The sequence below is a fragment of the Actinomycetospora sp. CA-101289 genome (assembly GCF_050955895.1).
In the GTDB taxonomy this organism is placed as follows: Bacteria; Actinomycetota; Actinomycetes; order Mycobacteriales; family Pseudonocardiaceae; genus Actinomycetospora.
This window is the reverse complement of record NZ_CP192093.1, coordinates 498,098-521,322: the sequence shown is the minus strand read 5'-3', so window position 1 is coordinate 521,322 and position 23,225 is coordinate 498,098. Positions and strand designations below refer to the sequence as shown.

The following is a 23,225-nucleotide window of genomic DNA, read 5'->3' as shown; positions in this document are numbered from 1 at the left end:
CCGCGCAGCCTAGAACACGCGTTCGAACGGACCGGTGGTCCGACACCCGCTCAGACGGTCTGCAGCCCCACGACGCGCAGGAGGTCGAGCAGCTCGGCGTCCCGACTGCCGGGCGTCGCCGAGTAGACGACGAGCCGCTGGTCGTCGCCGGGCACCTCGAGGGCGTCGCAGTCGAGCGTCAGCCGGCCGACGCCGGGCACCTCGAAGCGCTTGCGGTCCAGCCGCTGCTCCTGCACCGGCCGCTGGGCCCACAGCGCCGCGAACTCCGGGCTCGTCGCGACCAGCTCGTCGACCAGCCCCCGCAGCACGGCGTCGTAAGGGTAGCGCCCGAGCGCCGCCCGGGCGTGGGCGACCGCGGAGCGGTCGATCGTGTCGCGCCGCCCGTCGCCGTCGACGACCAGCGCGTGACCCTCGCGCCCGCGCGGCCCGAAGCGCAACCACAGCAGGTTGCGCCGCGCGCGCGGGATCGCCGAGAGGTCGCCGAGCAGGGCCTCGAGCAGCGGGTTCCAGGCGAGCACGTCGTGACGGGCGCTGACGAGCATCGCGGGCAGGTCCTGCATCCGGTCCAGCAGCCGCAGGACGCTGGGCCGCACCACCTCGACGACCCGCCCCGAGCCCGGCCGGGCGACGCCGGCGAGGTCGAACAGGTGCGCGGTCTCGGCGCCCGTGAGCCGCAGCGCGCGGCCCAGCGCCCCCAGCACCGACTCCGACGGATGCGGGCCGCGCGCCTGCTCGAGGCGCACGACGTAGTCGACCGAGACGCCGGCGAGCCGCGCGACCTCCTCGCGCCGCAGGCCGGGCGTGCGTCTCCGCGGGCCGGCGGGCAGGCCGACGTCGGCGGGCGTCAGGCGCTCGCGCCACTGGCGCATCGCCGCCGCCAGGTCGGTGACGTCTCCGCGGGGCACGTGCTCCAGCGTGCCTCGTCGGGGCGCCCGCAGCCTGGTACCGCCGGTCCCCGCTTCCGCGCTCCCTGGGCGGCGCCCCGGAACCGGCGCAGCGTGGGGCCATGAGCACCGCACTGATCACCGGGGCGTCCCGCGGCCTGGGCGCCGTGGCCACCCGCCGCCTCGCCGCCGAGGGCTGGACCGTCCTCGCCGGCTGCCGTCGCCCCGACGCCGTGACCTGGCCGTCCGACCTCGACATCCGCCCGATCGCCCTCGACGTCGACGACGACGCCTCCGTGGCGGCCGCCGCCAAGGAGGTGGAGGACGGCGTCGGGACCCTCGACGTGCTGGTCAACAACGCGGCGGTGGCCGGGCACCCGCTGCTCGAGCCCGCCGCGGCGGGCGTCGAGGACCTGCGCCCCGCGTTCGAGACGAACCTGTTCGGGCCGATCCGCGTCACCCACGCGTTCCTGCCGCTGCTGCGCCGCGCCGAGCGGCCGCGGCTGGTGATGGTCTCGTCGAGCCTCGGGTCGCTGACCGACATGGACGCGTGGCGCTGGGACCGTCACCCGCACCTGGCCTACCCGGCGACGAAGGCGGCGCTGAACATGGCCTCGATCCTGTACGCGAAGACCCTGCCCGACGTGCTCGTCACCGTCGTCAACCCGGGCTTCACCGCCACCGACCTCAACGACCACCAGGGAACCCAGAGCGTCGAGGAGGGCACCGACGCGATCGTCGCCGCGGCCCTCGACACCACCGGCTCGTCGGGACGCTTCCTGCAGCGCGACGGCGTGGTGCCGTGGTGAAGCGGTCCTGAGACGAACGAAGGGCCCCTCCGGTCGAGGAGATCGACCGGAGGGGCCCTTCGCTCAGTACAGAACCGCCCGCGTCAGACCTGCGCGGTCGCCGGGGCGTCCTGGTTGGAGTCGGCGATCGCCGTCGAGCGGCGCTTCGACACGTAGACCGCGACGACGATGCCCACCAGCGCTGCGACCGCGATCGTGATGCGGACCGCCGGGTTGGCGTCCACGCCGACCGACAGGGCGACGACGGCCGGGGCGATCAGCACCGAGACCAGGTTCATGACCTTGATCAGCGGGTTGATCGACGGGCCGGCGGTGTCCTTGAACGGGTCACCGACCGTGTCACCGATGATCGTCGCCTCGTGGGCGGCCGACCCCTTGCCACCGTGGTTGCCGTCCTCGACCAGCTTCTTGGCGTTGTCCCAGGCCCCACCGGAGTTGGCCAGGAAGACCGCCATGAGCGTGCCGGCCGCGATCGCGCCACCGAGGTAGCCCGCGAGCGGCCCGACGCCGAGGCCGAAGCCGACGGCGATCGGGGCGAGGATCGCGAGCAGGCCGGGCGTGGCCAGCTCGCGCAGCGCGTCCCGGGTGCACAGGTCGACCACGCGGCCGTACTCGGGCCGCACGGTGCCGTCCATGATCCCCGGGTTGTCGCGGAACTGGCGGCGCACCTCGTAGACGACCGCACCCGCGGCGCGGGACACGGCGTTGACGGCGAGGCCCGAGAACATGAACACGACGGCCGCACCGATGATGATGCCGACCAGGATGTTCGGGGCGGTGACGTTGTAGATGTCGCCGATCGCCTGGCCCGCCTCGCGGTAGGCCGTGATGATCGCGTCGTTGTACGACCCGAACAGCGCGGTCGCCGCGAGCACCGCGGTGGCGATGGCGATGCCCTTGGTGATCGCCTTCGTGGTGTTCCCCACCGCGTCGAGCTCGGTGAGGATGTCCGCGCCGGCGCCCTCGACGTCGCCGGACATCTCGGCGATGCCCTGCGCGTTGTCCGAGACCGGGCCGAAGGTGTCCATGGCGACGATGACGCCGACCGTGGTCAGCAGGCCGGTGCCCGCGAGGGCCACGGCGAACAGCGCGACGAACACCGAGCCCGAGAGCAGGAACGCGCCGTAGACCGACGCGCCGATGACGAGCGCGGTGTAGACGGCGGACTCGAAGCCCACCGAGATGCCGGCCAGGATGACCGTCGCGGCACCGGTCAGCGAGCTGGTGCCGACGTCCTTGACGGGCTGGGTCTCGGTGCCGGTGTAGTAGCCGGTCAGCGCGAGGATGACGATCGCCAGGACGATGCCGATGACCACCGCGGCGGCCGCGATGAGCTGCGGGTTGCCCAGGCTCTCGAGCGTCTGGCCCGTCTCGACGAGACGCTCCGCGACGACGCCGCGCAGGCCCGCGAAGCTCGAGGGCAGGTACGTGAAGGCCGCGACCGTGCAGAGCACGATCGAGATGACGGCCGAGACGTAGAAGCTGCGGTTGATCGCGCGCAGCGCGTTCTCGCCCTCGCGGGTGCGGGTGATGAACACACCGATGATCGCGGTGAGGACACCGATCGCCGGGATGATCAGCGGGTAGATCAGGCCGATGGTGCCGAAGGCGACCGAGCCGAGGATCAGCGCGGCGACCAGGGTCACCGCGTAGGACTCGAAGAGGTCCGCGGCCATGCCGGCGCAGTCACCGACGTTGTCGCCCACGTTGTCGGCGATCGTCGCGGCGTTGCGCGGGTCGTCCTCGGGGATGTTCTGCTCGACCTTGCCGACGAGGTCGGCGCCGACGTCGGCGGCCTTGGTGAAGATGCCGCCGCCGACACGCATGAACATGGCGAGCAGGGCGGCGCCGAGGCCGAAGCCCTCGAGGACGCGCGGGGCCTCCTCGACGAAGATGAGCACGACGACCGAGGCGCCGAGCAGACCCAGGCCGACGGTGGCCATGCCGACCACGCCGCCGGTGCGAAAGGCGATCTTCGCGCCCTTGTCGCGCCCGCCGGGCTCGTTGGCCGCGGCGGCCACGCGGATGTTGGCCTTCGTGGCGAGGTTCATCCCCAGCCCACCGATGGCCATCGAGAACAGCGCGCCGACCACGAACGCGATCGAGCGCCCGATCAGCTCGCCGGTGCTGCCGGCCGGCAGCGCGAAGAGCACCAGGAAGACCACGATGATGAACGGCGCCAGCGTCTTGAACTGGCGGGTCAGGAAGGCGTTGGCGCCCTCCTGCACGGCACGGCCGATGTCACGCATCCCCTGCGTGCCCTCGTCGGCGGCGAGGACCTGCTGGCGCAGGACCACGCCGATGATCAGCGCGATGACGGCGACGGCCGCCACCACGATGACCACGATGTTGTCGCTCGCGGAGAACGAGATCCCCGCGGCGAGGACGGACCCTTGCATCCAGCCTCCCGGTTGGCACTTGCCCACGACGCGCCCGGCCAGGCCTCGCGGCGACCTCGGCGCGTGATTCAGCCACCACCCGGCACGCCGGGTGGTGGACAGGTGCCGCAGTGTAGGAGGTGCAGGTCATGCGGTCGCACGGCAGTTCCCCCGGGCGCTGTGAGGTGCGCTTCTTTCACGAGTCGGAGCAGGACGGGACGGGCTGTGTCAGGGTCGGCGTACGTGGGTGGGGATGACGTGCTCGGGGGCGCGAGCCGCGGCTCGGTGCTGCTGCGCCGCGTCCTCGCCGGCACACCCGAGGGCGAGAGCCCGCTGACCCACGCCGAGATCGTCCCGGCGCGCGAGGGCAAGACCGACGGCTGGCCGGACTGGGTGCCCGAGGTCGTGCGCGCCCCGCTGCTCGCCCGCGGCGTCGACCAGCCCTGGAGCCACCAGCGGGCGGCCGCCGACCGGGCGCACGCCGGCGAGCACGTCGTCGTCGCCACCGGGACCGCGTCGGGGAAGTCGCTGGCCTACCAGCTACCCGTCCTGACCAGCCTGAACGCGGATCCGCGGGCCACCGCGCTGTACCTCTCGCCGACCAAGGCGCTGGGCGCCGACCAGCTGCGCACCGTGCTCGACCTGCGCGTCGACGGGGTGCGCGCGGCGTCGTACGACGGCGACACCCCCATTCCCGAACGCGACTGGGTGCGCCAGCACGCGAACTGGGTGTTCACCAATCCGGACATGCTCCACCGCGGCGTGCTGCCCCGGCACGGGCGCTGGACGACGTTCCTGCGCCGGCTGCGCTACGTCGTCGTCGACGAGTGCCACACCTACCGCGGGCTGTTCGGCTCGCACGTCGCGCTGCTGCTGCGCCGACTGCGCAGAGTGTGCGCCCGCTACGGCGCGTACCCGACGTTCGTGCTGGCGTCGGCGACGGTGTCCGAGCCGGCGGTGTCGGCGTCGGTGCTGACGGGCCTGGACGTGGGCGAGGTCACCGATGACGGGTCGCCGCGCGGCGCCCGGGCCGTCGCGTTGTGGGAACCGCCACTGCTCGAAGAGGTCACCGGCGAGAACGGCGCGCCGGTGCGGCGTTCGGCGGGCGCGGAGACCTCGCGGATGCTCGCCGACCTCGTCCTCGAGGGCGCCCGGTCGCTCGCCTTCGTCCGGTCGCGGCGCGGGGCCGAGCTGACGGCGCTGAACGCCCGCCGGGTGCTCGCGGAGGTCGACGACGAGCTCGCCGAGCAGGTCGCGGCGTACCGCGCGGGCTACCTGCCCGAGGAGCGCCGCGCGCTGGAGCAGGCGCTGCTGTCGGGGACGCTGCGCGGGGTGGCGACGACGAACGCCCTCGAGCTGGGCGTGGACATCGCGGGCCTCGACGCCGTGGTGGTCGCGGGCTTCCCCGGGACGCGCGCGTCGTTCTGGCAGCAGGCGGGACGCGCCGGGCGCTCGGGCGACGACGCGCTGGTGGTGCTCGTGGCGCGCGACGACCCGCTGGACACCTACCTCGTGCACCACCCCGAGGCGATGCTCGGCGCCCCGCTCGAGCGCTGCGTGCTCGACCCCACCAACCCCTACGTGCTCGCCCCGCACCTGGCGTGCGCGGCCTCGGAGATCCCGCTGACGCGCGAGGACGTGTCCGCGCTCGGCGGGGACGCCGCCCTGGCCGTCGTGGACGACCTCGTCGCCGAGGGGCTGCTGCGACGGCGCCGCGGGGGCTGGTTCTGGTCGCACCCCACCGACCGCCCGCACGCCGGCGTCGACATCCGCGGCAGCGGCGGCGAGCAGATCGTGCTCGTCGAGTCCGACACCGGGCGGGTGCTGGGCACCGTCGACCCGGGCACCGCGCCGGCGACGATCCACCCGGGCGCCGTGCACCTGCACCAGGGCGAGAGCTACGTCGTCGACACCCTGGACCTCGACGAGGGCCTCGCCCACCTGCACGCCGAGGACCCGGAGTGGACGACCCAGGCGCGCTCGGTCATCGACATCACCGTCGAGGAGACCGAGCAGTGCGCGACGTACGGCGACCTGCAGGTCTGCCTCGGGACCGTCGAGGTCACGGAGCAGGTCGTGGGCTTCCTGCGCAAGCTGCCCTCGGGGCGGGTGCTCGACTCGACGCCGCTGGACATGCCTGCGCGCTGCCTGCGCACCCGGTCGGTCTGGTACACGCTGCCGGAGTCGGCGCTGCTCACGGCGGAGCTCGAGCCGTCGCGGTGGCCGGGCGCCCTGCACGCCGCCGAGCACGCGGCGATCGGGCTGCTGCCGTTGGTCGCGACCTGCGACCGCTGGGACATCGGCGGCGTCTCCACGGCCATGCACCCGGACACCGGCCGGCCGACGGTGTTCGTGCACGACGGCCACCCCGGCGGCGCGGGGTTCGCCGACCGGGCGCACGAGGCGATCCGGGAGTGGCTGACGGCCACGCGCGAGGCGATCGCGGCCTGCGAGTGCCGGTCGGGGTGCCCGTCGTGCGTGCAGTCGCCGAAGTGCGGCAACGGCAACGACCCGCTCGACAAGGCGGGCGCGATCCTCGTCCTCGACGCCGTGCTGGGGCGGTTGGCGGAGGGCTGAGCTCTCGCTCTGGGCTCCGCCGCGGGTCGGGGGTTCGGGGTCCGCCCGACCCGCGGCGAGGTCTTCACGCCGCAGGCCGGGGAGGTCGTCGACCCGGCCTGCGGCGCCGTGTGGGGCGGCGGTGGGCCGCGCGATGCGTGTCGCGTGCGGCCCACCGCCGCGGGGTCCTCCCCGTCCCGGACCGCCGGCCGGTCGCGACGGGTGGACCGGCGCGTCGGCGTGGGTGTCCGGGTGGGCGACGGGCGCGGCTGTCTTCGGCCTTCGGCGCGGCAGCTCCGCTGCGCTTCGTGCCGCCTGTCGTCAACCTCGCTCGGCGTCGTCCTGGGGGACCCGATGTGTGGAGTTGTGGGTGGTGCTGGTCCTGCGGTCGGGGTCTAGGAACGGATCCCGGTGGCGACGGTGGCGAGTCGGTAGGTCGACCCGCCGCCGGCGACGGTCGGGCGCTGGGCGACGGCCTCGGCCAGCGCGTCCTGCACACGGAACGGGTCGGGCAGGTTCCAGCCGCAGGCCGACGGGCGCACCCGCCAGTGCACCGAGCCCTGCGGGTAGGTCGAGGGCGGCGCGGCGAACCAGCTGCCGCGCCCGTGCAGGACGATGCCGGCGCGCTCGGCGAGGTCCGGGCGCAGGGGCTCGCCGGCGCCGACGGGGAACAGCCACTCACCGGTCGGCGTCGCCGCGATCGGTACGGGCACCCCGACGGCGCGGAGCACCGCGGCGGCGCGGCGGCCGACGGTGGCCGGCACCTCGAGCACGTCGAAGGTCAGCCCGGTCGGCAGGAGGATCGAGTACGGCAGGCCCGACCACCACTCGGCGATCTGGTCGCAGTCGGTGGACGCGCGCCGGGCCCACTCGTCGAGCACGGGGCACGGTCCGGCCTGGGGGGCGTCGGGGCACCCGCTCCACACCTCACCCTGGGGGAAGGTGCCGGGAACGACCGCCCAGCCGTGGTCGGCGAGCACCATGGCCTCGGCGCGGAGCTCCGTGCCGTAGACGGCGCGGTAGCTGTCCCACCACTGCATCGGCTCCTCCTCGGACCAGGTCTGACTGGTTTCAGTCCGCGTCCTGTTCCCAGTAACGGCATGCACACGTGGGTGCGCCACCCGTCATCGCCCATCGGCCGTGATCACACGCTGAGCGTGGCTCTCGGCCCCGCTCAGCGGGCGAGCGTGCGCCCGTGTGCGCGGGCCTGCCCGTTTGCCCGACCGGGTCACCGCTCAGCCGGGGCCGAGCTCCGCTCGTCCCGGGTCTGCCACTCACCGGTCGCCCCCGGTCACCGGCGGGAGCCCTCTCGGGGACTCCCCGCCCGCCACCGGTCCCGCGCGGGCGCGCCCGGCGGCGTCACCGGACACGCTCGGCACACAGCGGCACGACGTGGCCGTGACCACGGTCACCGTCCAGCCCTCGACGGAGCAGGCGACGAGCCGTGCGCCGTTGCCCGCGACCACCGCCTCGGCCCGCGCGCATGCCACGTCGCGGCCCCGGACGACCTCGCGCGCCCCCGCCAGGGCCCCGAGATCCGCGGCGGTCTCGGCGCGGTGGCGGGCGAGCGTCGCGGCGCCCACCTGCAGCCCGAGGCCGAGCAGCAGGACCAGGACGCCGACCGCCGCGGCGGCGAGCACGGTGGCGGCGCCGGCGTCGTCGGGTGGACGGCGGGGACCGTTCACCGTGCACCGGGTTCCGGTGCTTCTGCGTCGGTGAGCGGGTCGGGCCCCTCGACCGGGGCGACCGACGCCGGCTCCCGGCTCGCCGCGGCCTCGGCGGCCACGCGGACAACCGGCAGCGCCGAGCCGAGCGGGGCGGCGCGCACCCGGGCGACGACGTCGTCGCCCCGGACCTCGACGGTGACCTCCGCCCCCTCGGGCACGAGCCGCACCGCCGCCCGCCGGGCGCCCTCGATGTCGCCGCGAGCGGCGAGCCGGGCGGCCTCGGTGGCCGCGTCGACGCAGCGCAGCTGCAGCACCATCGCGCCCATCGCCGCGAGGACGAGCGCGAGCACCACCACGAGCGTGCCGACGGCGAACGCGGCCTCGACCGTGACCGAGCCGGTGTCCGCCCCGCGACTCAGAACGTGCTGGTCAGCGCCCGCTGCACGATGGCGGTGAGCGCCCCGAGGATCGAGTCGCCGGTGATCACCGTGTAGAGCAGCGCGCCGAACGCCGCCGCGGCGATGGTGCCGATCGCGTACTCGGCGGTCGACATGCCGGCGTCGTCGTCGCGCAGGTGGGCCAGGCGGGCGCGGATGCCGGGGGGTCCGGGGGGCTCGTCGGTGTGGACACGGGTCTCTCCTCTCGTCCCACGCCCCGGCGGGGCGTGCGGTCTCATCGCTGCTCCAGCAGCGGGCCGGCGAGCCCCACGACGACCGGGACGATGCCCAGGGCGAGGAAGGCCGGCAGGAAGCACAGGCCGAGCGGCCCGGTGACGAGCACGCCCGCCCGCTCGGCGCGCGCCTCGACGACGTCGGCCGCCTCGGCGCGGACGTCGGCGGCGACGGCCTCGATCACCTCGGCGACCGCCGCCCCGCTGCGCGCCGAGCGGCGGGCGGCGCGGGCGAGCCGGGCGGTGTCGGGCTGGTCGAGGGCGGGCGCCCAGGCGGTGGCGGGATCGGCGCCCAGCGCCAGGAGGTCGGCGACGCGCCCGAGCGCCTCGCCGGCGGCGGCGGGGAGCACCGGCACGACGGCCCGCGCGGCGCGGTCGAGCGAGAGACCGGCGCGCAGGCAGGCCGCGAGCTGGTCCCACGCTCCGGCGAGGCCGAGCGGGTCGGGCCGCGGGCGCGCGTGGTGGACCCGCCAGCGCGGCAGGGCCAGCACGACGGCGAGCCCCGCGACGACCCCGAGCACCGCGGGGGCCACGCCCGCGCCCGCCGCGCCGGCCGCGAGGCCGACGACGACCAGGGCCGCGCCCGGGACGAGGCCTTCGCGCGCCGTGGTGGTCGGTCGGACGACCCGGGCCGTCGCGCGGTGGTGCGCGGTGACCGGCCCCGGGGCCACGAGCAGGGCGGCGGCCAGGGCGAGCAGCGCGGCGCCGACCGCGGCGGCGGGGGTCACCGGGTCACCCCGGCGACGATGCGCTCGGTCCAGGCGAGCCCCGCGCACACCAGGCCCACCCCGACCACGAGCAGCACCTGGCCGACGACGCCGCCGGTGAGGACCGCGGTCGGCCGCGCGCCGATCCCCTCACCGAGCAGCACCCCGAGCACCGGCAGCCCGGCGAGCACCGCCGCGGTGGCCCGCGGGCCGGCCAGGCGCGCCCGCAGGCCCCCGGCGGCGCGAGCTCGGGCGCGCAGGTCCTCGGCCACCGCCCCGGCCGGCCCGGCCAGCGCGATGCCGTGCTGCTCGGCCAGCGCCCACGCGCCGGCGAGGCGGTCGAGGTGCTCGGCCGTCGCCGGCTCGCGGCCCCGCGCCGCGCGCAGGGCGGCGGGGACGTCGCCGCCGAGGTGGGCGGTCGCGCCGACGAGGGCCATCGCGCGGGCGGCGGCGGGGTGGGCGTCGGTGCCCGCCGCGGCGGCGGCGGTCGCGGGCGGCGCCCCGGCGCGGACCTCGGCGGCGAAGGAGGCCAGGGCCTCGGCCAGCCCGGTGGTGGCCGCGGCGCGCTCGCGCTCGTCCCGCGCGGCGCGGCGGTGCCGGTGCAGCGTCGCGGCGAGCAGCAGGGCGGCGACCGCCCCGCCCGGGCCCGCGAGCAGTGCGCCGACGACCCCGGCGCCCGGGAGCAGCAGCGCGCGGCGCCGGGCCGGATCGGTGAGGCGCCACGAGCCCGAGGTCGGCCCCGGACGAGTCAGCCGCAGCGCGACCCGGGGCGGAGGCCAGCACACGAGCGCGGCGGCGAGCAGGAGCAGCGGGGCGCTCACGCCGGCTCCCGGTGCAGCACCGACACCCCGGCCGCGACCGCCACCCCGCGCGGGGACTCGGGTGCGGCGGGCGCCTCGGGCGGCGGGTCCTCCCACGGCGGCGCGACGCCCCGCTCGCGCAGGACCGCGGCGAGGTCGGCGCGCCCGACCGCCCAGCCCTCGCCGCGCGACCAGGCCGGCACGACCGCCACCTCGCCCGCGCCCTCGCGGCGGCGCAGCACCCCGACCGCGTCGAGCACGCGCACCCCGTCGCGATCGCGGCGCATCTGCAGGACCACCTGGACCGCGGCCGCGAGCTGGCTGTGCAGCGCCGCCGGCGCCAGCCCGCCCAGCGCGGCGAGCGCCTCGAGCCGCGCCGGCACCTCCCGCGGCGCGTTGGCGTGCACGGTGCCCGCACCACCGTCGTGGCCGGTGTTGAGGGCGGCGAGCAGCTCGACGACCTCGGCGCCCCGGACCTCGCCGACGACCAACCGGTCGGGACGCATCCGCAGCGCCTGGCGCACGAGGTCGCGCAGCAGCACCTGCCCGGCGCCCTCGACGTTGGCCGGGCGGGCGACCATGCGCACCACGTGCGGGTGCGCGGGCCGCAGCTCCTCGGCGTCCTCGACGCACACGATCCGCTCGGTGGGTGCGACCTCGCCCAGCAGCGCCGAGAGCATCGTCGTCTTCCCCGACCCGGTGCCTCCCACCACGAGGAACGCCAGCCGGGCCGCGACCACCGCGCGCAGCAGGGCCGCGCCGCCCGCGTCGACGGTGCCCCCGGCCGCCAGCGCGGCGAGGTCGTGGCGGGCAGGGCGCAGCACGCGCAGCGACACGCACGTGCCGTCGGCGGCCACCGGCGCCAGCACCGCGTGCAGCCGCACCCCCGAGCCGGGCAGCCGCGCGTCGACGTACGGGCTCGCGTCGTCCAGACGCCGCCCGGCCGCGCCCGCGAGCCGCTGCGCGAGGCGGCGCACGGCGTCCTCGTCGGGGAACGACACGGTCGTGCGCTCGAGGCCCGCGCCCCGGTCGATCCACACCGCGTCCGGGGCCGTCACCAGCACGTCGGACACCGCGGGGTCGCGCAGGAACGGCTCCAGCGGGCCCGCGCCCACCAGCTCGCGCTGCAGCCCGCGCACCGCCGCCAGCACGTCCGCGTCGCCCACCACCCCGCGGGCCTCGGCGCGCACCGCCGCCGCCAGCTCGGTGACCCCGGCCTGCCCGCCGGAGGTCACCAGTCGCTCCCGCACCCGGTCGACGAGCCCCTCGGGAGCCGCGCTCACGCCGCCCGCCCCCGCTCACCGACGGCCTCGAGGGCATCGAGCACCGCGGCGGCGGCGTCCTGCAGCGGCCCGCGGCGCAGCCCCGGGACCCGCCCGCGGTCGAGCGCCGCGGCCAGCCCCGGCTCGGGCGCCACCGACACCAGCAGCTCGGCGCCGAGCGCGTGGGCGACGTCGTCGCCGTCCAGGCCGCCGGGCGCGGGCCCGCGCACCACCAGGCGCAGCGGCAGCCCGCGGTCGGCGAGCGGCTCGGCGACGCGGGCGGCCGCCGCGACGGCGCGCACCTCGGCCGGCACGACGAGCACGACGAGGTCGGCGGCCTCGGCCACCGCCAGCGCGGTGTCTCCTGCGTGGCGGGGTAGGTCGCACACGACGACGTCGCCCGCACGCCGACCGGCCTCGATCACCGCCACGGCCGCCCCGGGATCGGGTCCGGCGCCCGCTCGGTCGCAGGAGAGCACCGTGAGCAGGCCGTCGGGTGACGGCAGCGCCTCGTGCAGCGACGCCGCGCCCACCCGTCCGCCGCCCCCGCCGCCCAGCGCCAGCCCGCCCCAGCGCAGGCCCTCGAGCTCCTCGGCCCCCGCGACGAGGTCGAGCCCGCCGCCGAGCGGATCGCAGTCGACGAGCAGCACCCGCGTGCCCCGCGTGCGGGCGCGCACCGCCACCGCCACGGCCAGCACCGACGCCCCGGCCCCACCACGCCCCCCGACCACGGCGACGACCCGGCCCGCGCCCGGCCCGTCGTCGCGCCCCTCGCTCGGTCCGACGTCGGCGAGCGCCCCGACCAGCCAGTCCTCGCCCTCGGGCAGGGACACCACGTGCTCGGCGCCCACGACCACCGCGCGCTCCCAGATCGAGCCCGGCGGCTCGTCGCGGCACAGCAGCACGACCCCGTCGCGGCGGCCCAGCCGCAGCGGCCCGACGGCGCGGGCGGCGGACTCGTCGAGCAGCACCAGCCCCGCGGTGTGCCACCGGCGCCGCACCCCGGGGGCGTCGGGCACCCGCTCGAGCTCCACCGCCGCCGCGGCCGCGAGGCGGACCACCTCGTCGAGGAGGTCCTCGTCGTCGGTCATCACCACCACGCGCCGCGTGCCCGTCCCGCCCGTCGCGCCCATCGGCCCGCCCTCCTCGCTCCCCGGCGCGCACCGCGCCGGCGAGGAGCACGCTGCCGCGCGGCCATGCCGGGACGGGAGCGCGCGGCGCGGACCTGTGGACGGACGGAGGGGGTGGGGACGGAGGTGCGCGCCGCCGGCGGCGACGCAGGGCCGGACGCCGCAGCGTCAGCCGCCGGTCGCGGCCTCCGCGATGCCGAGGCCCTCGCGCGCGCCGACCTGCCACGCCTGCGCGCAGTGCGCGAACCAGCGGGCCAGACCCTCGGCCTCCCCCGTCGCGAAGGCCGCCGCGGCGTCCCGGTACTCCCCCGCGGCGCGGTAGTGGCCGACCTCGGGCACGGCGAGGCCCTTGGGGTCGAGGCCGGTGCCGACGGCCGTCAGGCGCGCCGCGGCCCGCGCCACGATGCCCGAGGCCGTCGAGAACGGGGCCAGCGTGAGCAGCTCGCCGTGCACGACCGCGACGAGCACCGGTGCGGGCACGCTCGTCCCGCCCGTCACGAGCCCGGCGAGGCCGTCGAGGCGCTCGCCCACGCCGGGATCGCGTCGGGGCCGGCCGAGGTCGTCGTGCGTCACCCCGGGCAGGTCCGCCGCCGCGAGGACGTGCAGGCGCGCCAGGGCCTGGCCCGGTGCCGCGCGCCACGCGGTCAGCAGCCCGCCCAGCGCCTCGGCCACCCGCAGCGCGCCCGCGAGCACGGGGTCGGTCACCGGCCCCTCGGCGGGCAGCTCCGCCGAGCCGCCGTCGAGGCTCGCCGACGCCCGCGCCGCGCGGACCGAGGCCTCGGCGGCGGTGGCGGGCCACCCGCGTCGATTCGTGCGGTGGTTGTGCACGCGCGTCAGCGCCTCGCGCACGGCGTCCGCGTCGGCGGCGACGCCGGGCAGGCGGGTCAGGGGCTCCAGCGGATCGACCACGAGGGGAGATCGTGGCATCACTAGCGTGGCGGCTCGCGCCGCGCCGCCGATCGGTGTACGCAACCGCCATCGGAACTGGACCGATCAGGTCAATGATCCGTGCATGGACGGTCCGTCGGACCGGGCAGTCCGGGCACACGTGATCCGGATCACCCGGTCGGGTGGTCCGCGGACCCCGGCGCAGAGCAGCGCCGGAACGGAGAGGAGCAGGTATGGCGAGCACCACCGACACGCGCCAGGAGTCGCCGAGGGGGCCCCAGGGGCCGGGCGCGGAGGGCGACCCCACCCGCGGCATCGCCAATCCGGCCCCCTTGGGGCTGGCGGCGTTCGCCCTCACGACCTTCGTCCTGAGCCTGTTCAACGCGGGGATCGCGCCGGAATCGCTGGAGCCGGTGGTCCTCCCCCTCGCGTTGTTCTACGGCGGCGTCGCACAGTTCCTGGCGGGGATGTGGGAGTTCCGCAAGGCCAACACGTTCGGCGCCACCGCGTTCAGCTCGTACGGCGCCTTCTGGATCGCCTTCGCCGCCTACGTGCAGTTCATCGAGCCCAAGCTCACGGCCTCCGGTGCCAGTGAGACCGACGTGAAGTTCGCGACCGGCCTGTTCCTCGTCGGCTGGGCCCTGTTCACGCTGTACATGCTGGTGGCCTCGCTGCGCACCAACGCCGGGCTCATCGCCGTGTTCGCGACCCTGTTCCTGACCTTCCTGCTGCTGGCACTCGCCGACCTGCTGGGTGCGTCGGGCCTCGCCGTCGTGGGGGGCATCCTGGGCCTCGTGAGCGCGCTGTGCGCCTGGTACACCTCGGCCGCGATCGTCACCAACGAGACCTGGGGCCGCACCGTCCTGCCGGTGGGTCCGCGCAGCTGAGCGGGCACCCTGCGGGCGTGCAGCCCGCCGGGCCCGAGCGTGACGACGTCGCGGGTGACCTCCTGGTCACCCGCGACGTCGTGCTGCCCGCGGCCGACCTCCAGTGGCGCTTCTCCCGCGCCGGCGGCCCCGGCGGCCAGGGCGTGAACACCACCGACTCCCGCGTCGAGCTCTCCGTCGACCTCCGCCACGCGGCGCTGCGCGACGCCGACCGCGAGCGGCTGCTCACCCGCCTCGCCGGACGCCTGCACGACGGCGTCCTCAGCGTCGTCGCGTCCGACGACCGGTCCCAGCGGCGCAACCGGCGCTCGGCGCGCCAGCGGCTCGTCGCCCTGCTGCGCGACGCGCTGGCTCCCGACCCGCCCACGCGCCGCCCCACCGCCCCCTCCCGTGGCGCCCGGCGGCGCCGTCTCGAGGCCAAGCGCCGCCAGGGCGCGGTCAAGGCGCTGCGGCGATCTCCGGGCCGCGGAGGGAGCGGCGAGTAGACACCGACGGGGGAACGGGCGGCGTAGGCCCCGCGGGCACGGGGAAGACCTGCGCCGCCGTGATCACACGGAGGGACGCGGAGCGCAGCGGAGCCGGACCATCGACACGGCGCCGCTCGTCGCGGCCCACCGCCGGTGACGTGGCACGATGACCGACCTCAGCGCTCGCACCGTCCGTTCCCCGAGCGACCCGACCCCGCCAGGAGGGCCCGTGACCCGCCCCGAGCAGCCCGCCAGCGGCTCGTCCGCCCCGCCGGTCGTGCCGTCGATCCCCCTCAACGCCGAGCCGGTGCGCCAGGACGGTGACGCCTCCGTCGGTTCGCTCGTCAAGGAGGTCACCACCCACGTCTCGACGCTGGTCCGGGCCGAGGTCGAGCTGGCCAAGACCGAGATCACCGCCGAGGTCAAGAAGGGCGTGCAGGGCAGCGTCTTCTTCGTCGTCGCCGGCGCGATCGCGGTCTTCAGCCTGTTCTTCCTGTTCATCGCGGTGGCCGAGGCGTTCAACCTCATCTGGCCGTCGCAGCAGTGGGCCGGCTACGCGGTGACGTTCGTGCTGATGATCGGGGCGGCCGGCCTCGCGGGTCTCCTCGGCTACCTCAAGGTCCGCAAGATCAAGGCCCCGGAGCGGACGATCGAGACCGCGAAGGAGTCGGTCGAGGTCCTGCGCCGCAGCCGCGACACGCGCACCGACGCCGCCTGAGCACGGCGACCCCCGGGTCCGCGCTCGCGCTGCCCGGGCCCTGGACCCACCGCACGGTCTCCGCCAACGGCGTGCAGCTGCACGTCGCCACGGCGGGACCGGAGGACGGTCCCCTGGTGCTGCTGCTGCACGGTTTCCCCGGCTTCTGGTGGGCCTGGCGCCACCAGCTGCCGGCGCTGGCCGGGGCGGGGCACCGCGTCGTCGCCGCCGACCTGCGCGGCTACGGCGACTCCGACCGCCCGCCCCGCGGCTACGACCTGTGGACGCTCGCCGGTGACGCCGCCGGCCTCGTGCGCTCGCTGGGGGCGCGCGAGGCGACGGTCGTGGGTGCGGGCTGGGGCGGGGCGGTGGCGTGGACGCTGGCCGCCCTGCGCCCCGGCGTCGTCGACCGCCTCGCCGTCCTCGCCGCGCCGCACCCGCTGGCCCTGCGCGCCGCGGTCCGCCGCCGGCCGTGGGCGCCGGCGCTGCGCACCCTCGCGGCCGCGCAGCTGCCCCGCCTGCCCGAGCGCCGGCTGCGCCGCGACGACGGCATCTGGGTCGCCGACTTCCTGCGACGCGGCGCGGGCGCGGGCTGGGCGGCGGCGCCCGAGTTCGCCGAGGTCGCCGACCGCCACCGCGCGGCGATGCTCGCGCCCCGCGTGCCCCACACCGCGGTCGAGGGCTTCCGCTGGAGCGTGCGCTCGCAGTTTCGCCCCGACGGCGCCCGCTACGCCGCCGCCGTCGACCGACGGATCACCGTGCCCGTGCTGCAGGTCCACGGCGCCGACGACCCGTGGGTGCCCGACCGCGTGGCCCGCGCCTCGGCCCGCTGGTGCGCGGCGGGGCACGTGCACCGGACGCTCGCGGGCGTCGGGCACTTCCCGCACCAGGAAGCGCCGCAGCACGTCACCGATGCGCTGCTGGACTTCCTGGACCGGTGATCGTGGGGGATTTCCTCGCCCTATCGGCGTGCTGTATCGGATCGCCAGCGTGGCCCCCACGCTGACACACCGATCAGGCCGCGCAGGACCCCGTGCTCACGCGGCCGGTGGCGCCCGGTGAGGCGTCGAGGGCCGGACGGACCTGGTCGGCGGTGAGCACGAAGCCCGTGTCGCCCTGGTCGACCGCGGCGCCGAAGACCACGCCGATGACGCGGCCCTGCGGGTCGACCAGCGGGCCGCCCGAGTTCCCCGACCGCACCTGCCCACGGATCGTGTAGACGTCGCGGGTGACGGTCTCGCTCTCGTAGATGTTCGGGCCGCGCAGCTGGATGCGCTGGCGCACCTTCGCCGGCGACGACGAGAACGGCCCGTCGAGGGGGTAGCCCAGCGCCACGGCGTTGTCGCCGGTCTCGGCGCCGGAGAAGTCGAACGGCAGCGGCTCGGCGTTCAGTCCCGGCACCGCGAGCACGGCCACGTCGACCTCGTCGTCGTAGTAGACGACGCGCGCAGGGCGGGTGCGGCTGTCGCCGTCGGAGGTCGGGACCTCGACCGACACCTCGTCGGTGCCCGCGACGACGTGCGCGTTGGTCATCACGCGGTCCTCGCCGACCACGAAGCCGGTGCCCTCCAGAGCACGCTGGCACGACGGCGCACGGCCCCGGACCTTGAGCACGCTGGCGCGGGCCTGCTGGACGATCGGGTCCTCGACGAGCGCCTGCTCCGGCGGCGGCACCTCGGCGATCGGCGTCGACGAGAAGGGGCTCAGGACGTCGGGGAAGCCCGAGGCGTCGAACAGCGCGCGCAGCTCGTTGGGCAGCTGGCGCAGCGGGTCGGGCATGACGGCGTCGACGCCCCCAAGCACGCGGGAGTCCTTGAGCGACGACGCCAGCGCGGTCTGCGACGAGCCGGCCAGCGGCAGCGCGATCAGCCAGGCGACGATCAGGGCGGTGATGGCCTGGAGCACCGAGCCGAACGCGGAGTCGACGGTGCGCACGGCGGGCAGGCGCATCCGGTCGCGCAGCGCCCGCCCGAGGTACACCCCGAGGGTCTCGCCGAGCGCCACCAGCGCGACGACGACGAGGACGCTGACGACGATGCGCGAGGTCGTGCCCTCGAACCCGTCCACCAGCGCCGGCGCGATCTTCAGACCCAGCAGCGCCCCGCCGAGCACGCCGAGGAAGCTCAGCGCCGCGACGGCGAGCCCGTGGCGCCAGCCCGAGATGCCCGCGGCGAGCGCGAGCAGCACGACGACGACGTCGACCCAGCTCACCGGACCGGACCTCCTTCGGGATGCGCCGTGCTCGCAGAGCTCAGGTCGTGCCGCTGCGCCCACGCCTCGTCGAGGTCACGCACGTCGGAACCGTCCCAGGGTCTCGCCCACCCGCCCAGGGTGAGCATCCAGTCCACCAGACCCGCCGTGAAGCCCCAGACGAGCAGTCCCCCTGCGGCGAACGCGGGACCGGTGTACCCGGCCGGCCCCGTGACGCGGAACCGGGTCGCCGGATCGGCCAGCGTCGCGACCGGCACGCGGACCACCGCGGCCGTCTCGCCGGGGTCGACGACGCGGACCGGGGCCGGGCGCGCCCAGTGCGCGAGCACCGGCGTCACGGCGAACCCGGTCACCGGGATGGTCAGCGGCGGCAGGGTCAGCAGGGGCACCACGCCGTCGGGGTCGAGGCCGGTCTCCTCCCGGGCCTCGCGCAGCGCGGCGGCCACCGGGCCGGCGTCCTCGGGGTCGATCGCGCCCCCGGGGAACGCCGCCTGCCCGGCGTGCGCGCGCATGTCCGGGGCGCGCTCGGTGAGCAGCAGCTCCGGGCCCTCGTCGGCCTCGGCGAAGAGCATGAGGACCGCCGCCCGCCGGCCGTTGCCGGGCCCGGCGACGCGGCGGCGGAACGGCACGTCGTCGGGCCCGAGGTGCCGGCAGGCCTCCACGAGCGGCGCGAGCCACTCCGGGGCCGCGTCCGGACGGCAGACGTCCCGGTCGTCCCGGTCGTCGGCGCGGTCGTCGGCGCGGTCCTCGTCGCGGGCGCTCACCCGGCACCGCCCCGGGCCGCGTCCACGGCGGCGCGCACCTGCTCGGGCGTGCGCAGCACCTGCGGCGGGATGTCGACGATGCTGCCGTCGGCGCGCACGAGCACGCTCGCGGGCAGGATCGGCGGCGCGCCCACCCGCGGCCCGAGGACCTGCGCGGGATCGCTCACCGAGGGGTAGCGCGCGCCCAGGCTCTCCAGCAGCGCGAGGGCGGTGCTCGCGCGGTCGCCGGCGTCGACACCCAGGACGGCGACGGCCCCGGGCTGGGCGGTGTAGGCCTCGAGCGCCGGGATCTCGTCGCGGCACGGCCCGCACCACGACGCCCACAGGTTGACCAGCGTGTCCCGACCGGCCAGCGCGGCGCCGAGGTCGACCGGCCCGGGCGCGCCCAGGCACTCCAGGGTCAGCCCGGCGAGCGCGGCCACGGGCGCGGCGGCGGGCTGCGGCGCCGGGCAGGGGGCGAGCCCGGCGGCGCCGCGGGCCGCGGCGAGCTCCCCCGGGTCGTCGGGTCCGGCCACGGGCGCGGGCTGGAGCACCGACGCCGGGTCGGTGCCGGCGGAGGTGGGGGCGGTGTCGCGGGGCCAGAGCGCGATCACGCCGACGACGGCCAGTACCACGACGACGAGCGTCGCCCGGACCTCGGCACGCGTCACCGCTCGAGGCCGACGAGGGCGAGCAGGTGCGCGGCGTCGGGGCCCTTGACGAGCTTCGCGGCGTTGACGGGGTCGTTCTCGCCGATGCCGGCGGACGGGCAGTCGCGGCGCAGCGAGCACGCCCCGCACGCCGGCTTCTTCGCGTGACAGACGCGGCGGCCGTGGAAGATCATCCGGTGGGAGAGCATCGTCCAGTCCTTGCGGGGGATGAGCTCGCCGACCTCCTTCTCCACCTGCACCGGGTCCTCCGACGCCGTCCACGCGAAACGGCGCGCGAGGCGGCCGAAGTGGGTGTCGACGGTGATGCCGGGGACGTCGAAGGCGTTGCCGAGCACGACGTTGGCGGTCTTGCGCCCGACGCCGGGCAGCGTCACGAGGTCCTCGAGGCGTCCGGGCACCACGCCGTCGTAGCGCTCGACCAGCGCGGCGCCGAGCTTGGTCACCGACTCCGCCTTCGCCCGGAAGAATCCGGTCGGCTTGAGCATCTCCTCGAGCTCGACGCGGTCGGCGCCCGCGAGCGCGGCGGGGTCCGGGTAGCGCGCGAACAGCGCCGGGGTGACGCGGTTGACCGTCACGTCGGTGGTCTGTGCGGAGAGCACGGTGGCGACGAGCAGCTCGAACGGCGAGGTGAAGTCCAGCTCGGCGTGCGCGTCGGGGTGGGCGATCGCGAGGTCGCGGTGCATCCGCCGCGCGCGCCGCACCAGCGCGAGGCGGCTCTCCTCACCGACGGCGCGTGCTGCCCTGCTCACCCACCCAGGGTAGGACGCGCGCCCGGCGCGGCCGGGCCGGGCCCGGCGCCCGCGGCCGCGCGACACGCCGGACGGACCCCGATGCCGGGCGACACGGGCCGGTGCGCGACGATGCGCACACCATGACCGCCTGGCTCTCCATCCTCATCCCGCTGCTGGTGATGGTCTTCGCGCTCGGTATGGAGCGCCTGGAGACCCGCCTGCGGTCGGGCACCGTGCGCGAGGACGAGGTCGAGGACTTCCTCGAGCGCGCCCGCCCCGACGAGGTCAAGGCCCTGTTCCGGCAGGGCATCGGCGGCGCACTGCAGATGTTCCGCCTGCGGAACCTGGGGAAGCGGGGCGGCCTCGGCGCCCGCCGGGCCAAGGACCAGGACTGACGCTCACGCAGGGCAGCGACGCTGCCGGATCTCTGCCGCTATCATGGTCCGAACGGGCGAATGATGGCCACGAGAACGGTCGATCGGCCCCGATGCGGTGAGTTCCCTGGGTTCGGCGTGGCGTGATCACGGGCATAGACGTGACTATGCTGCGGCGAACGTGACTGGTGACACAGAGGTGCGGGTGGGGCCGGACGGCCCAGAGCCCGCGCGCGGTCGAGCGAGAGTCGGCGAGGAGCGGACGGTGGACGAGGTACTGGCGCGGGCCGGAATCTTCCAGGGGGTGGATCCCGCCGCCATCGAGGTGCTCACGGAGTCACTCGAGCGCGTGGAGTTCCCGCGCGGCACGGTCATCTTCAACGAGGGCGAGCCGGGCGACCGGCTCTACATCGTCTCGACCGGCAAGGTGAAGATCGGCCGACGTTCCCCGGACGGCCGGGAGAACCTGCTCTCGATCTTCGGCCCGTCCGACATGTTCGGCGAGCTCTCGATCTTCGATCCCGGTCCCCGTACGTCGACGGCCACCACCGTCACCGACGTGCGCGCCTACACGATGGACCGCAACGCGCTGCGCGAGTGGATCGCCCAGCGCCCCGAGATCGCCGAGCAGCTGCTGCGCGTCGTGGCCCGGCGCCTGCGCCGCACGAACAACCTGCTCGCCGACCTCATCTTCACCGACGTGCCCGGCCGCGTGGCCAAGGCGCTGCTGCAGCTCGCGCAGCGCTTCGGCTCGCAGGAGGCCGGCCTGCTGCGGGTCACCCACGACCTCACGCAGGAGGAGATCGCGCAGCTCGTCGGCGCCTCCCGCGAGACGGTGAACAAGGCCCTGGCCGACTTCGCCGCCCGCGGCTGGCTGCGCCTCGAGGGCAAGAGCGTGCTGATCCTCGAGCCGGACCGCCTGGCACGCCGAGCCCGCTGACCCGCTAGCTCTCCGTCCGCTCCAGGTGGGCGAGCTGCGCGGCCACCGACTGGTCGGCCGCCGGCCAGAGGGACTCGTCGACGTCCGCGTAGACGATCTCCACCACCCGGCGCGGCGCCGGGTCCGGGCCGAGCTGGTCCAGGGCCGCCCGCACCTGGTCGAGCCGCTGCTCGCGGTGGCGCAGGTAGTACCGGGCGGTCTCCCCCGCGTCGGGGAGGTCGGGACCGTGGCCGGGCAGCAGCGTCGTGCCCGGTGACAGCTCGGCGAGGCTGCGCAGCGAGTCCAGGTAGTCGGTGAGCGCCCCGTCGTAGTCGCCGAGCACGGTCGTGCCGCGGCCCAGGACGGTGTCGCCGGTGAGCACGCTGCCGTCGTCGTCGACCACCAGGGACAGCGAGTCGTCGGTGTGGCCGGGCGTGAGGAGCACGCGCAGGTCGAGCCCGGCGACGGCCAGGCGCTCGCCGGCCCCGAGGCCCTCGGCGCCGAGCACCAGGGTCGGGTCGAGGGCCCGGACCGGCGCGGAGACCCGCTCGGCGAAGGTGCGCGCGGCCTCGGTGTGGTCGAGGTGGCGGTGGGTCAGCAGCACGAGCTCGACGGGGCCCTGGGCGGCGAGCCGGTCGAGGTGCGCCGGGTCCTCGGGGCCGGGGTCGACGACGACGCAGCCACGCTGCCCCGGGGCCCGCAGGATCCAGGTGTTGGTGCCGTCCAGCGTCATCGGTGACGGGTTCTCGGCCAGCACCACCGACGCCGCCTCCGTGACCGGGCGCAGCTCGCCGTAGGCCGGGTGCTCGGAGGCCTGGCCCCCCGGGACCACGCGCCCGCTCACCGGGAGGCTCCGAGCGCGTGCGGGGGCACGACGAGGCCCACGCGGTCGTCCTCGCCGTCCGGGCGGAAGCGCGGGGTGACGGGCTCCGGGCGACGACCCGCGGCCGCGTCGAGCAGCGCCGCGACCGTGCCGCCCGCCGCGGCGATCTCGCTGAGCACCGCCCACGTCGGCGGCATGAGCCCCCGCTCGCCGTCCTCCCACTCCCGCAGCGCCCGCGCCGGGGTGCACCAGCGGGCGCCGACGGCCTCGGTGGTGGCGCCGTCGGGCTCCTGGCCGGCGGGGACGGCGGCGAGGAAGAACGCGGTGTCGTAGCGGCGCGGCATCGCCTCCGGGGTGATCCAGCGCGCCCACGGTCGCAGCCGGTCCGCGTCGAGGCGCCCCACCACGTCGGCCAATGCGCTCCCGCCGGCGACGAGGCGTGCGCGGGCGCCGGCCTCGGGTCGGGCGTCGGCGAGCAGGACCCCGGTCTCCTCGTAGGTCTCGCGCACCGCACAGGCCAGCAGCGCCGCCGCCGCGCGGGGGGTGGTCGACCAGGCGCGGGCGGCGTCGGCCGCGGCGGCCTCGTCCACGAGTCCCTGCGCCAGGGCCTCGCCGTCGGCCGCGTCCAGCCCGCCGCCGGGGAACACGGTCATCCCGGCCGCGAACGCCATCTCCGCGGCGCGCTCGAGGACGAACACCTCGACGCCGTCCGCCCCGTCGCGCACGAGCACGACCGAGGCGGCCCGGCGCAGCTCGCCCGGCGGCCGGGCGCCGAGCCGGTCGAAGGCGGGCCGGTCCATCGCGAACCGCGGGGGCAGGTCGACGAGCTCGGTGGTCACCCGCCGCACCCTAGGCGCGGGAACGGCACGACAGCGCGACGGAGGAGCGATGTCGGGTCGTCTCCTCGTCGCCGGGGAGACAGAGGCGCGGGAACGGCACGACAGCGCGACG

At 76.5% G+C, this 23,225-nt stretch carries 25 protein-coding genes; 8 read left to right on the top strand and 17 right to left on the bottom strand.

What is annotated here, in order from left to right:
- Positions 1-50: 50 nt before the first annotated feature.
- Positions 51-905 (bottom strand): helix-turn-helix transcriptional regulator, encoded by an 855-nt coding sequence (locus ACQPX6_RS02535; protein WP_433785195.1) that lies wholly within the window; start codon positions 903-905, stop codon positions 51-53.
- A 101-nt stretch (positions 906-1,006) separates the two neighbouring features.
- Here ACQPX6_RS02535 and ACQPX6_RS02530 point away from each other — a divergent pair, with 101 nt between their 5' ends.
- A complete protein-coding gene (locus ACQPX6_RS02530; protein ID WP_433785194.1) occupies positions 1,007-1,693 on the top strand; it encodes an SDR family NAD(P)-dependent oxidoreductase in 687 nt (228 codons plus the stop codon).
- An 83-nt stretch (positions 1,694-1,776) separates the two neighbouring features.
- On the opposite strand, the gene ACQPX6_RS02525 is transcribed toward ACQPX6_RS02530, so the two are convergent.
- The gene (locus ACQPX6_RS02525) at positions 1,777-4,092 is read right to left on the bottom strand and encodes a sodium-translocating pyrophosphatase (RefSeq protein WP_433785192.1); all 2,316 of its coding nucleotides are present in this window, start codon (positions 4,090-4,092) and stop codon (positions 1,777-1,779) included.
- Between the two features lie 222 nt (positions 4,093-4,314).
- Between ACQPX6_RS02525 and ACQPX6_RS02520 the strand changes: the two genes are divergently transcribed.
- Positions 4,315-6,648 (top strand): DEAD/DEAH box helicase, encoded by a 2,334-nt coding sequence (locus tag ACQPX6_RS02520; RefSeq protein ID WP_433785190.1) that lies wholly within the window; start codon positions 4,315-4,317, stop codon positions 6,646-6,648.
- Positions 6,649-7,022: 374 nt separating this feature from the next.
- Here the strand turns inward: ACQPX6_RS02520 and ACQPX6_RS02515 are convergent, their stop codons facing one another.
- The 9 genes from ACQPX6_RS02515 to ACQPX6_RS02475 all read right to left on the bottom strand — a co-directional run bounded on the left by ACQPX6_RS02515 (position 7,023) and on the right by ACQPX6_RS02475 (position 13,772).
- Complete coding sequence (locus ACQPX6_RS02515) at positions 7,023-7,667, bottom strand: bifunctional DNA primase/polymerase (protein ID WP_433785188.1); 645 nt, start codon at positions 7,665-7,667, stop codon at positions 7,023-7,025.
- Positions 7,668-7,901: 234 nt separating this feature from the next.
- Positions 7,902-8,312 (bottom strand): Rv3654c family TadE-like protein, encoded by a 411-nt coding sequence (locus tag ACQPX6_RS02510; protein WP_433785187.1) that lies wholly within the window; start codon positions 8,310-8,312, stop codon positions 7,902-7,904.
- Positions 8,309-8,713, bottom strand: coding sequence for a TadE family type IV pilus minor pilin (locus tag ACQPX6_RS02505; protein ID WP_433788173.1), 405 nt, complete (start codon positions 8,711-8,713; stop codon positions 8,309-8,311). Before ACQPX6_RS02505 ends, ACQPX6_RS02510 begins: the two co-directional genes overlap by 4 nt.
- The gene (locus tag ACQPX6_RS02500; RefSeq protein WP_433785186.1) at positions 8,710-8,970 is read right to left on the bottom strand and encodes a DUF4244 domain-containing protein; all 261 of its coding nucleotides are present in this window, start codon (positions 8,968-8,970) and stop codon (positions 8,710-8,712) included. Before ACQPX6_RS02500 ends, ACQPX6_RS02505 begins: the two co-directional genes overlap by 4 nt.
- A complete protein-coding gene (locus tag ACQPX6_RS02495; protein WP_433785185.1) occupies positions 8,967-9,692 on the bottom strand; it encodes a type II secretion system F family protein in 726 nt (241 codons plus the stop codon). The genes ACQPX6_RS02500 and ACQPX6_RS02495 overlap by 4 nt, the downstream gene beginning before the upstream one ends.
- Complete coding sequence (locus ACQPX6_RS02490; protein ID WP_433785183.1) at positions 9,689-10,492, bottom strand: type II secretion system F family protein; 804 nt, start codon at positions 10,490-10,492, stop codon at positions 9,689-9,691. Before ACQPX6_RS02490 ends, ACQPX6_RS02495 begins: the two co-directional genes overlap by 4 nt.
- Positions 10,489-11,754: a TadA family conjugal transfer-associated ATPase gene (locus ACQPX6_RS02485; RefSeq protein ID WP_433785181.1), complete on the bottom strand. Its 1,266-nt coding sequence runs from the start codon at positions 11,752-11,754 to the stop codon at positions 10,489-10,491. The genes ACQPX6_RS02490 and ACQPX6_RS02485 overlap by 4 nt, the downstream gene beginning before the upstream one ends.
- The gene (ssd, locus tag ACQPX6_RS02480) at positions 11,751-12,866 is read right to left on the bottom strand and encodes a septum site-determining protein Ssd (RefSeq protein ID WP_433785180.1); all 1,116 of its coding nucleotides are present in this window, start codon (positions 12,864-12,866) and stop codon (positions 11,751-11,753) included. The genes ACQPX6_RS02485 and ssd overlap by 4 nt, the downstream gene beginning before the upstream one ends.
- 165 nt (positions 12,867-13,031) lie before the next feature.
- Complete coding sequence (locus ACQPX6_RS02475; RefSeq protein ID WP_433785179.1) at positions 13,032-13,772, bottom strand: oxidoreductase; 741 nt, start codon at positions 13,770-13,772, stop codon at positions 13,032-13,034.
- Positions 13,773-13,984: 212 nt separating this feature from the next.
- Between ACQPX6_RS02475 and ACQPX6_RS02470 the strand changes: the two genes are divergently transcribed.
- From ACQPX6_RS02470 to ACQPX6_RS02455, 4 genes are all read left to right on the top strand, one after another.
- Positions 13,985-14,638: an acetate uptake transporter gene (locus ACQPX6_RS02470; RefSeq protein ID WP_433785177.1), complete on the top strand. Its 654-nt coding sequence runs from the start codon at positions 13,985-13,987 to the stop codon at positions 14,636-14,638.
- A gap of 17 nt (positions 14,639-14,655) precedes the next feature.
- Complete coding sequence (arfB, locus tag ACQPX6_RS02465; RefSeq protein WP_433785176.1) at positions 14,656-15,123, top strand: alternative ribosome rescue aminoacyl-tRNA hydrolase ArfB; 468 nt, start codon at positions 14,656-14,658, stop codon at positions 15,121-15,123.
- A gap of 211 nt (positions 15,124-15,334) precedes the next feature.
- A complete protein-coding gene (locus tag ACQPX6_RS02460; protein WP_433785175.1) occupies positions 15,335-15,823 on the top strand; it encodes a phage holin family protein in 489 nt (162 codons plus the stop codon).
- 71 nt (positions 15,824-15,894) lie between these two features.
- Positions 15,895-16,743: an alpha/beta fold hydrolase gene (locus ACQPX6_RS02455; RefSeq protein ID WP_433785174.1), complete on the top strand. Its 849-nt coding sequence runs from the start codon at positions 15,895-15,897 to the stop codon at positions 16,741-16,743.
- Positions 16,744-16,816: 73 nt separating this feature from the next.
- On the opposite strand, the gene ACQPX6_RS02450 is transcribed toward ACQPX6_RS02455, so the two are convergent.
- From ACQPX6_RS02450 to nth, 4 genes are all read right to left on the bottom strand, one after another.
- Positions 16,817-18,013 (bottom strand): MarP family serine protease, encoded by a 1,197-nt coding sequence (locus ACQPX6_RS02450; protein ID WP_433785173.1) that lies wholly within the window; start codon positions 18,011-18,013, stop codon positions 16,817-16,819.
- Positions 18,010-18,675, bottom strand: a complete 666-nt coding sequence (locus tag ACQPX6_RS02445; protein WP_433788172.1) for an NUDIX hydrolase — start codon at positions 18,673-18,675, stop codon at positions 18,010-18,012. The genes ACQPX6_RS02450 and ACQPX6_RS02445 overlap by 4 nt, the downstream gene beginning before the upstream one ends.
- A 98-nt stretch (positions 18,676-18,773) precedes the next feature.
- Positions 18,774-19,427: a TlpA family protein disulfide reductase gene (locus tag ACQPX6_RS02440; protein ID WP_433785172.1), complete on the bottom strand. Its 654-nt coding sequence runs from the start codon at positions 19,425-19,427 to the stop codon at positions 18,774-18,776.
- Positions 19,424-20,110 carry an endonuclease III gene (gene nth / locus ACQPX6_RS02435; protein WP_433788171.1) on the bottom strand — a complete coding sequence of 229 codons (687 nt, stop codon included), beginning with the start codon at positions 20,108-20,110 and terminating at the stop codon, positions 19,424-19,426. Before nth ends, ACQPX6_RS02440 begins: the two co-directional genes overlap by 4 nt.
- A 188-nt stretch (positions 20,111-20,298) precedes the next feature.
- On the opposite strand from nth, the gene ACQPX6_RS02430 reads away from it, so the two are divergent.
- Both ACQPX6_RS02430 and ACQPX6_RS02425 read left to right on the top strand, forming a co-directional pair.
- A complete protein-coding gene (locus ACQPX6_RS02430; RefSeq protein WP_433785170.1) occupies positions 20,299-20,553 on the top strand; it encodes a hypothetical protein in 255 nt (84 codons plus the stop codon).
- Positions 20,554-20,797: 244 nt separating this feature from the next.
- Positions 20,798-21,472, top strand: coding sequence for a Crp/Fnr family transcriptional regulator (locus tag ACQPX6_RS02425; RefSeq protein ID WP_116708603.1), 675 nt, complete (start codon positions 20,798-20,800; stop codon positions 21,470-21,472).
- Positions 21,473-21,476: 4 nt separating this feature from the next.
- Here ACQPX6_RS02425 and ACQPX6_RS02420 read toward each other — a convergent pair whose 3' ends face one another.
- Both ACQPX6_RS02420 and ACQPX6_RS02415 read right to left on the bottom strand, forming a co-directional pair.
- Positions 21,477-22,295 (bottom strand): MBL fold metallo-hydrolase, encoded by an 819-nt coding sequence (locus ACQPX6_RS02420; RefSeq protein ID WP_433785169.1) that lies wholly within the window; start codon positions 22,293-22,295, stop codon positions 21,477-21,479.
- Positions 22,292-23,113 (bottom strand): NUDIX hydrolase, encoded by an 822-nt coding sequence (locus ACQPX6_RS02415; protein WP_433785168.1) that lies wholly within the window; start codon positions 23,111-23,113, stop codon positions 22,292-22,294. Before ACQPX6_RS02415 ends, ACQPX6_RS02420 begins: the two co-directional genes overlap by 4 nt.
- Positions 23,114-23,225 lie beyond the last annotated feature (112 nt).

Bases quoted from the DNA above. Each gene is read 5' to 3' on its own strand.
- ACQPX6_RS02515 (WP_433785188.1), bottom strand. From the start codon at position 7,667: ATGCAGTGGTGGGACAGCTACCGCGCCGTCTACGGCACGGAGCTCCGC.
- nth (WP_433788171.1), bottom strand. From the start codon at position 20,110: ATGCACCGCGACCTCGCGATCGCCCACCCCGACGCGCACGCCGAGCTG.
- ACQPX6_RS02430 (WP_433785170.1), top strand. From the start codon at position 20,299: ATGACCGCCTGGCTCTCCATCCTCATCCCGCTGCTGGTGATGGTCTTC.
- ACQPX6_RS02525 (WP_433785192.1), bottom strand. From the start codon at position 4,092: ATGCAAGGGTCCGTCCTCGCCGCGGGGATCTCGTTCTCCGCGAGCGAC.
- ACQPX6_RS02500 (WP_433785186.1), bottom strand. From the start codon at position 8,970: ATGAGACCGCACGCCCCGCCGGGGCGTGGGACGAGAGGAGAGACCCGT.
- ssd (WP_433785180.1), bottom strand. From the start codon at position 12,866: ATGGGCGCGACGGGCGGGACGGGCACGCGGCGCGTGGTGGTGATGACC.
- ACQPX6_RS02530 (WP_433785194.1), top strand. From the start codon at position 1,007: ATGAGCACCGCACTGATCACCGGGGCGTCCCGCGGCCTGGGCGCCGTG.
- ACQPX6_RS02470 (WP_433785177.1), top strand. From the start codon at position 13,985: ATGGCGAGCACCACCGACACGCGCCAGGAGTCGCCGAGGGGGCCCCAG.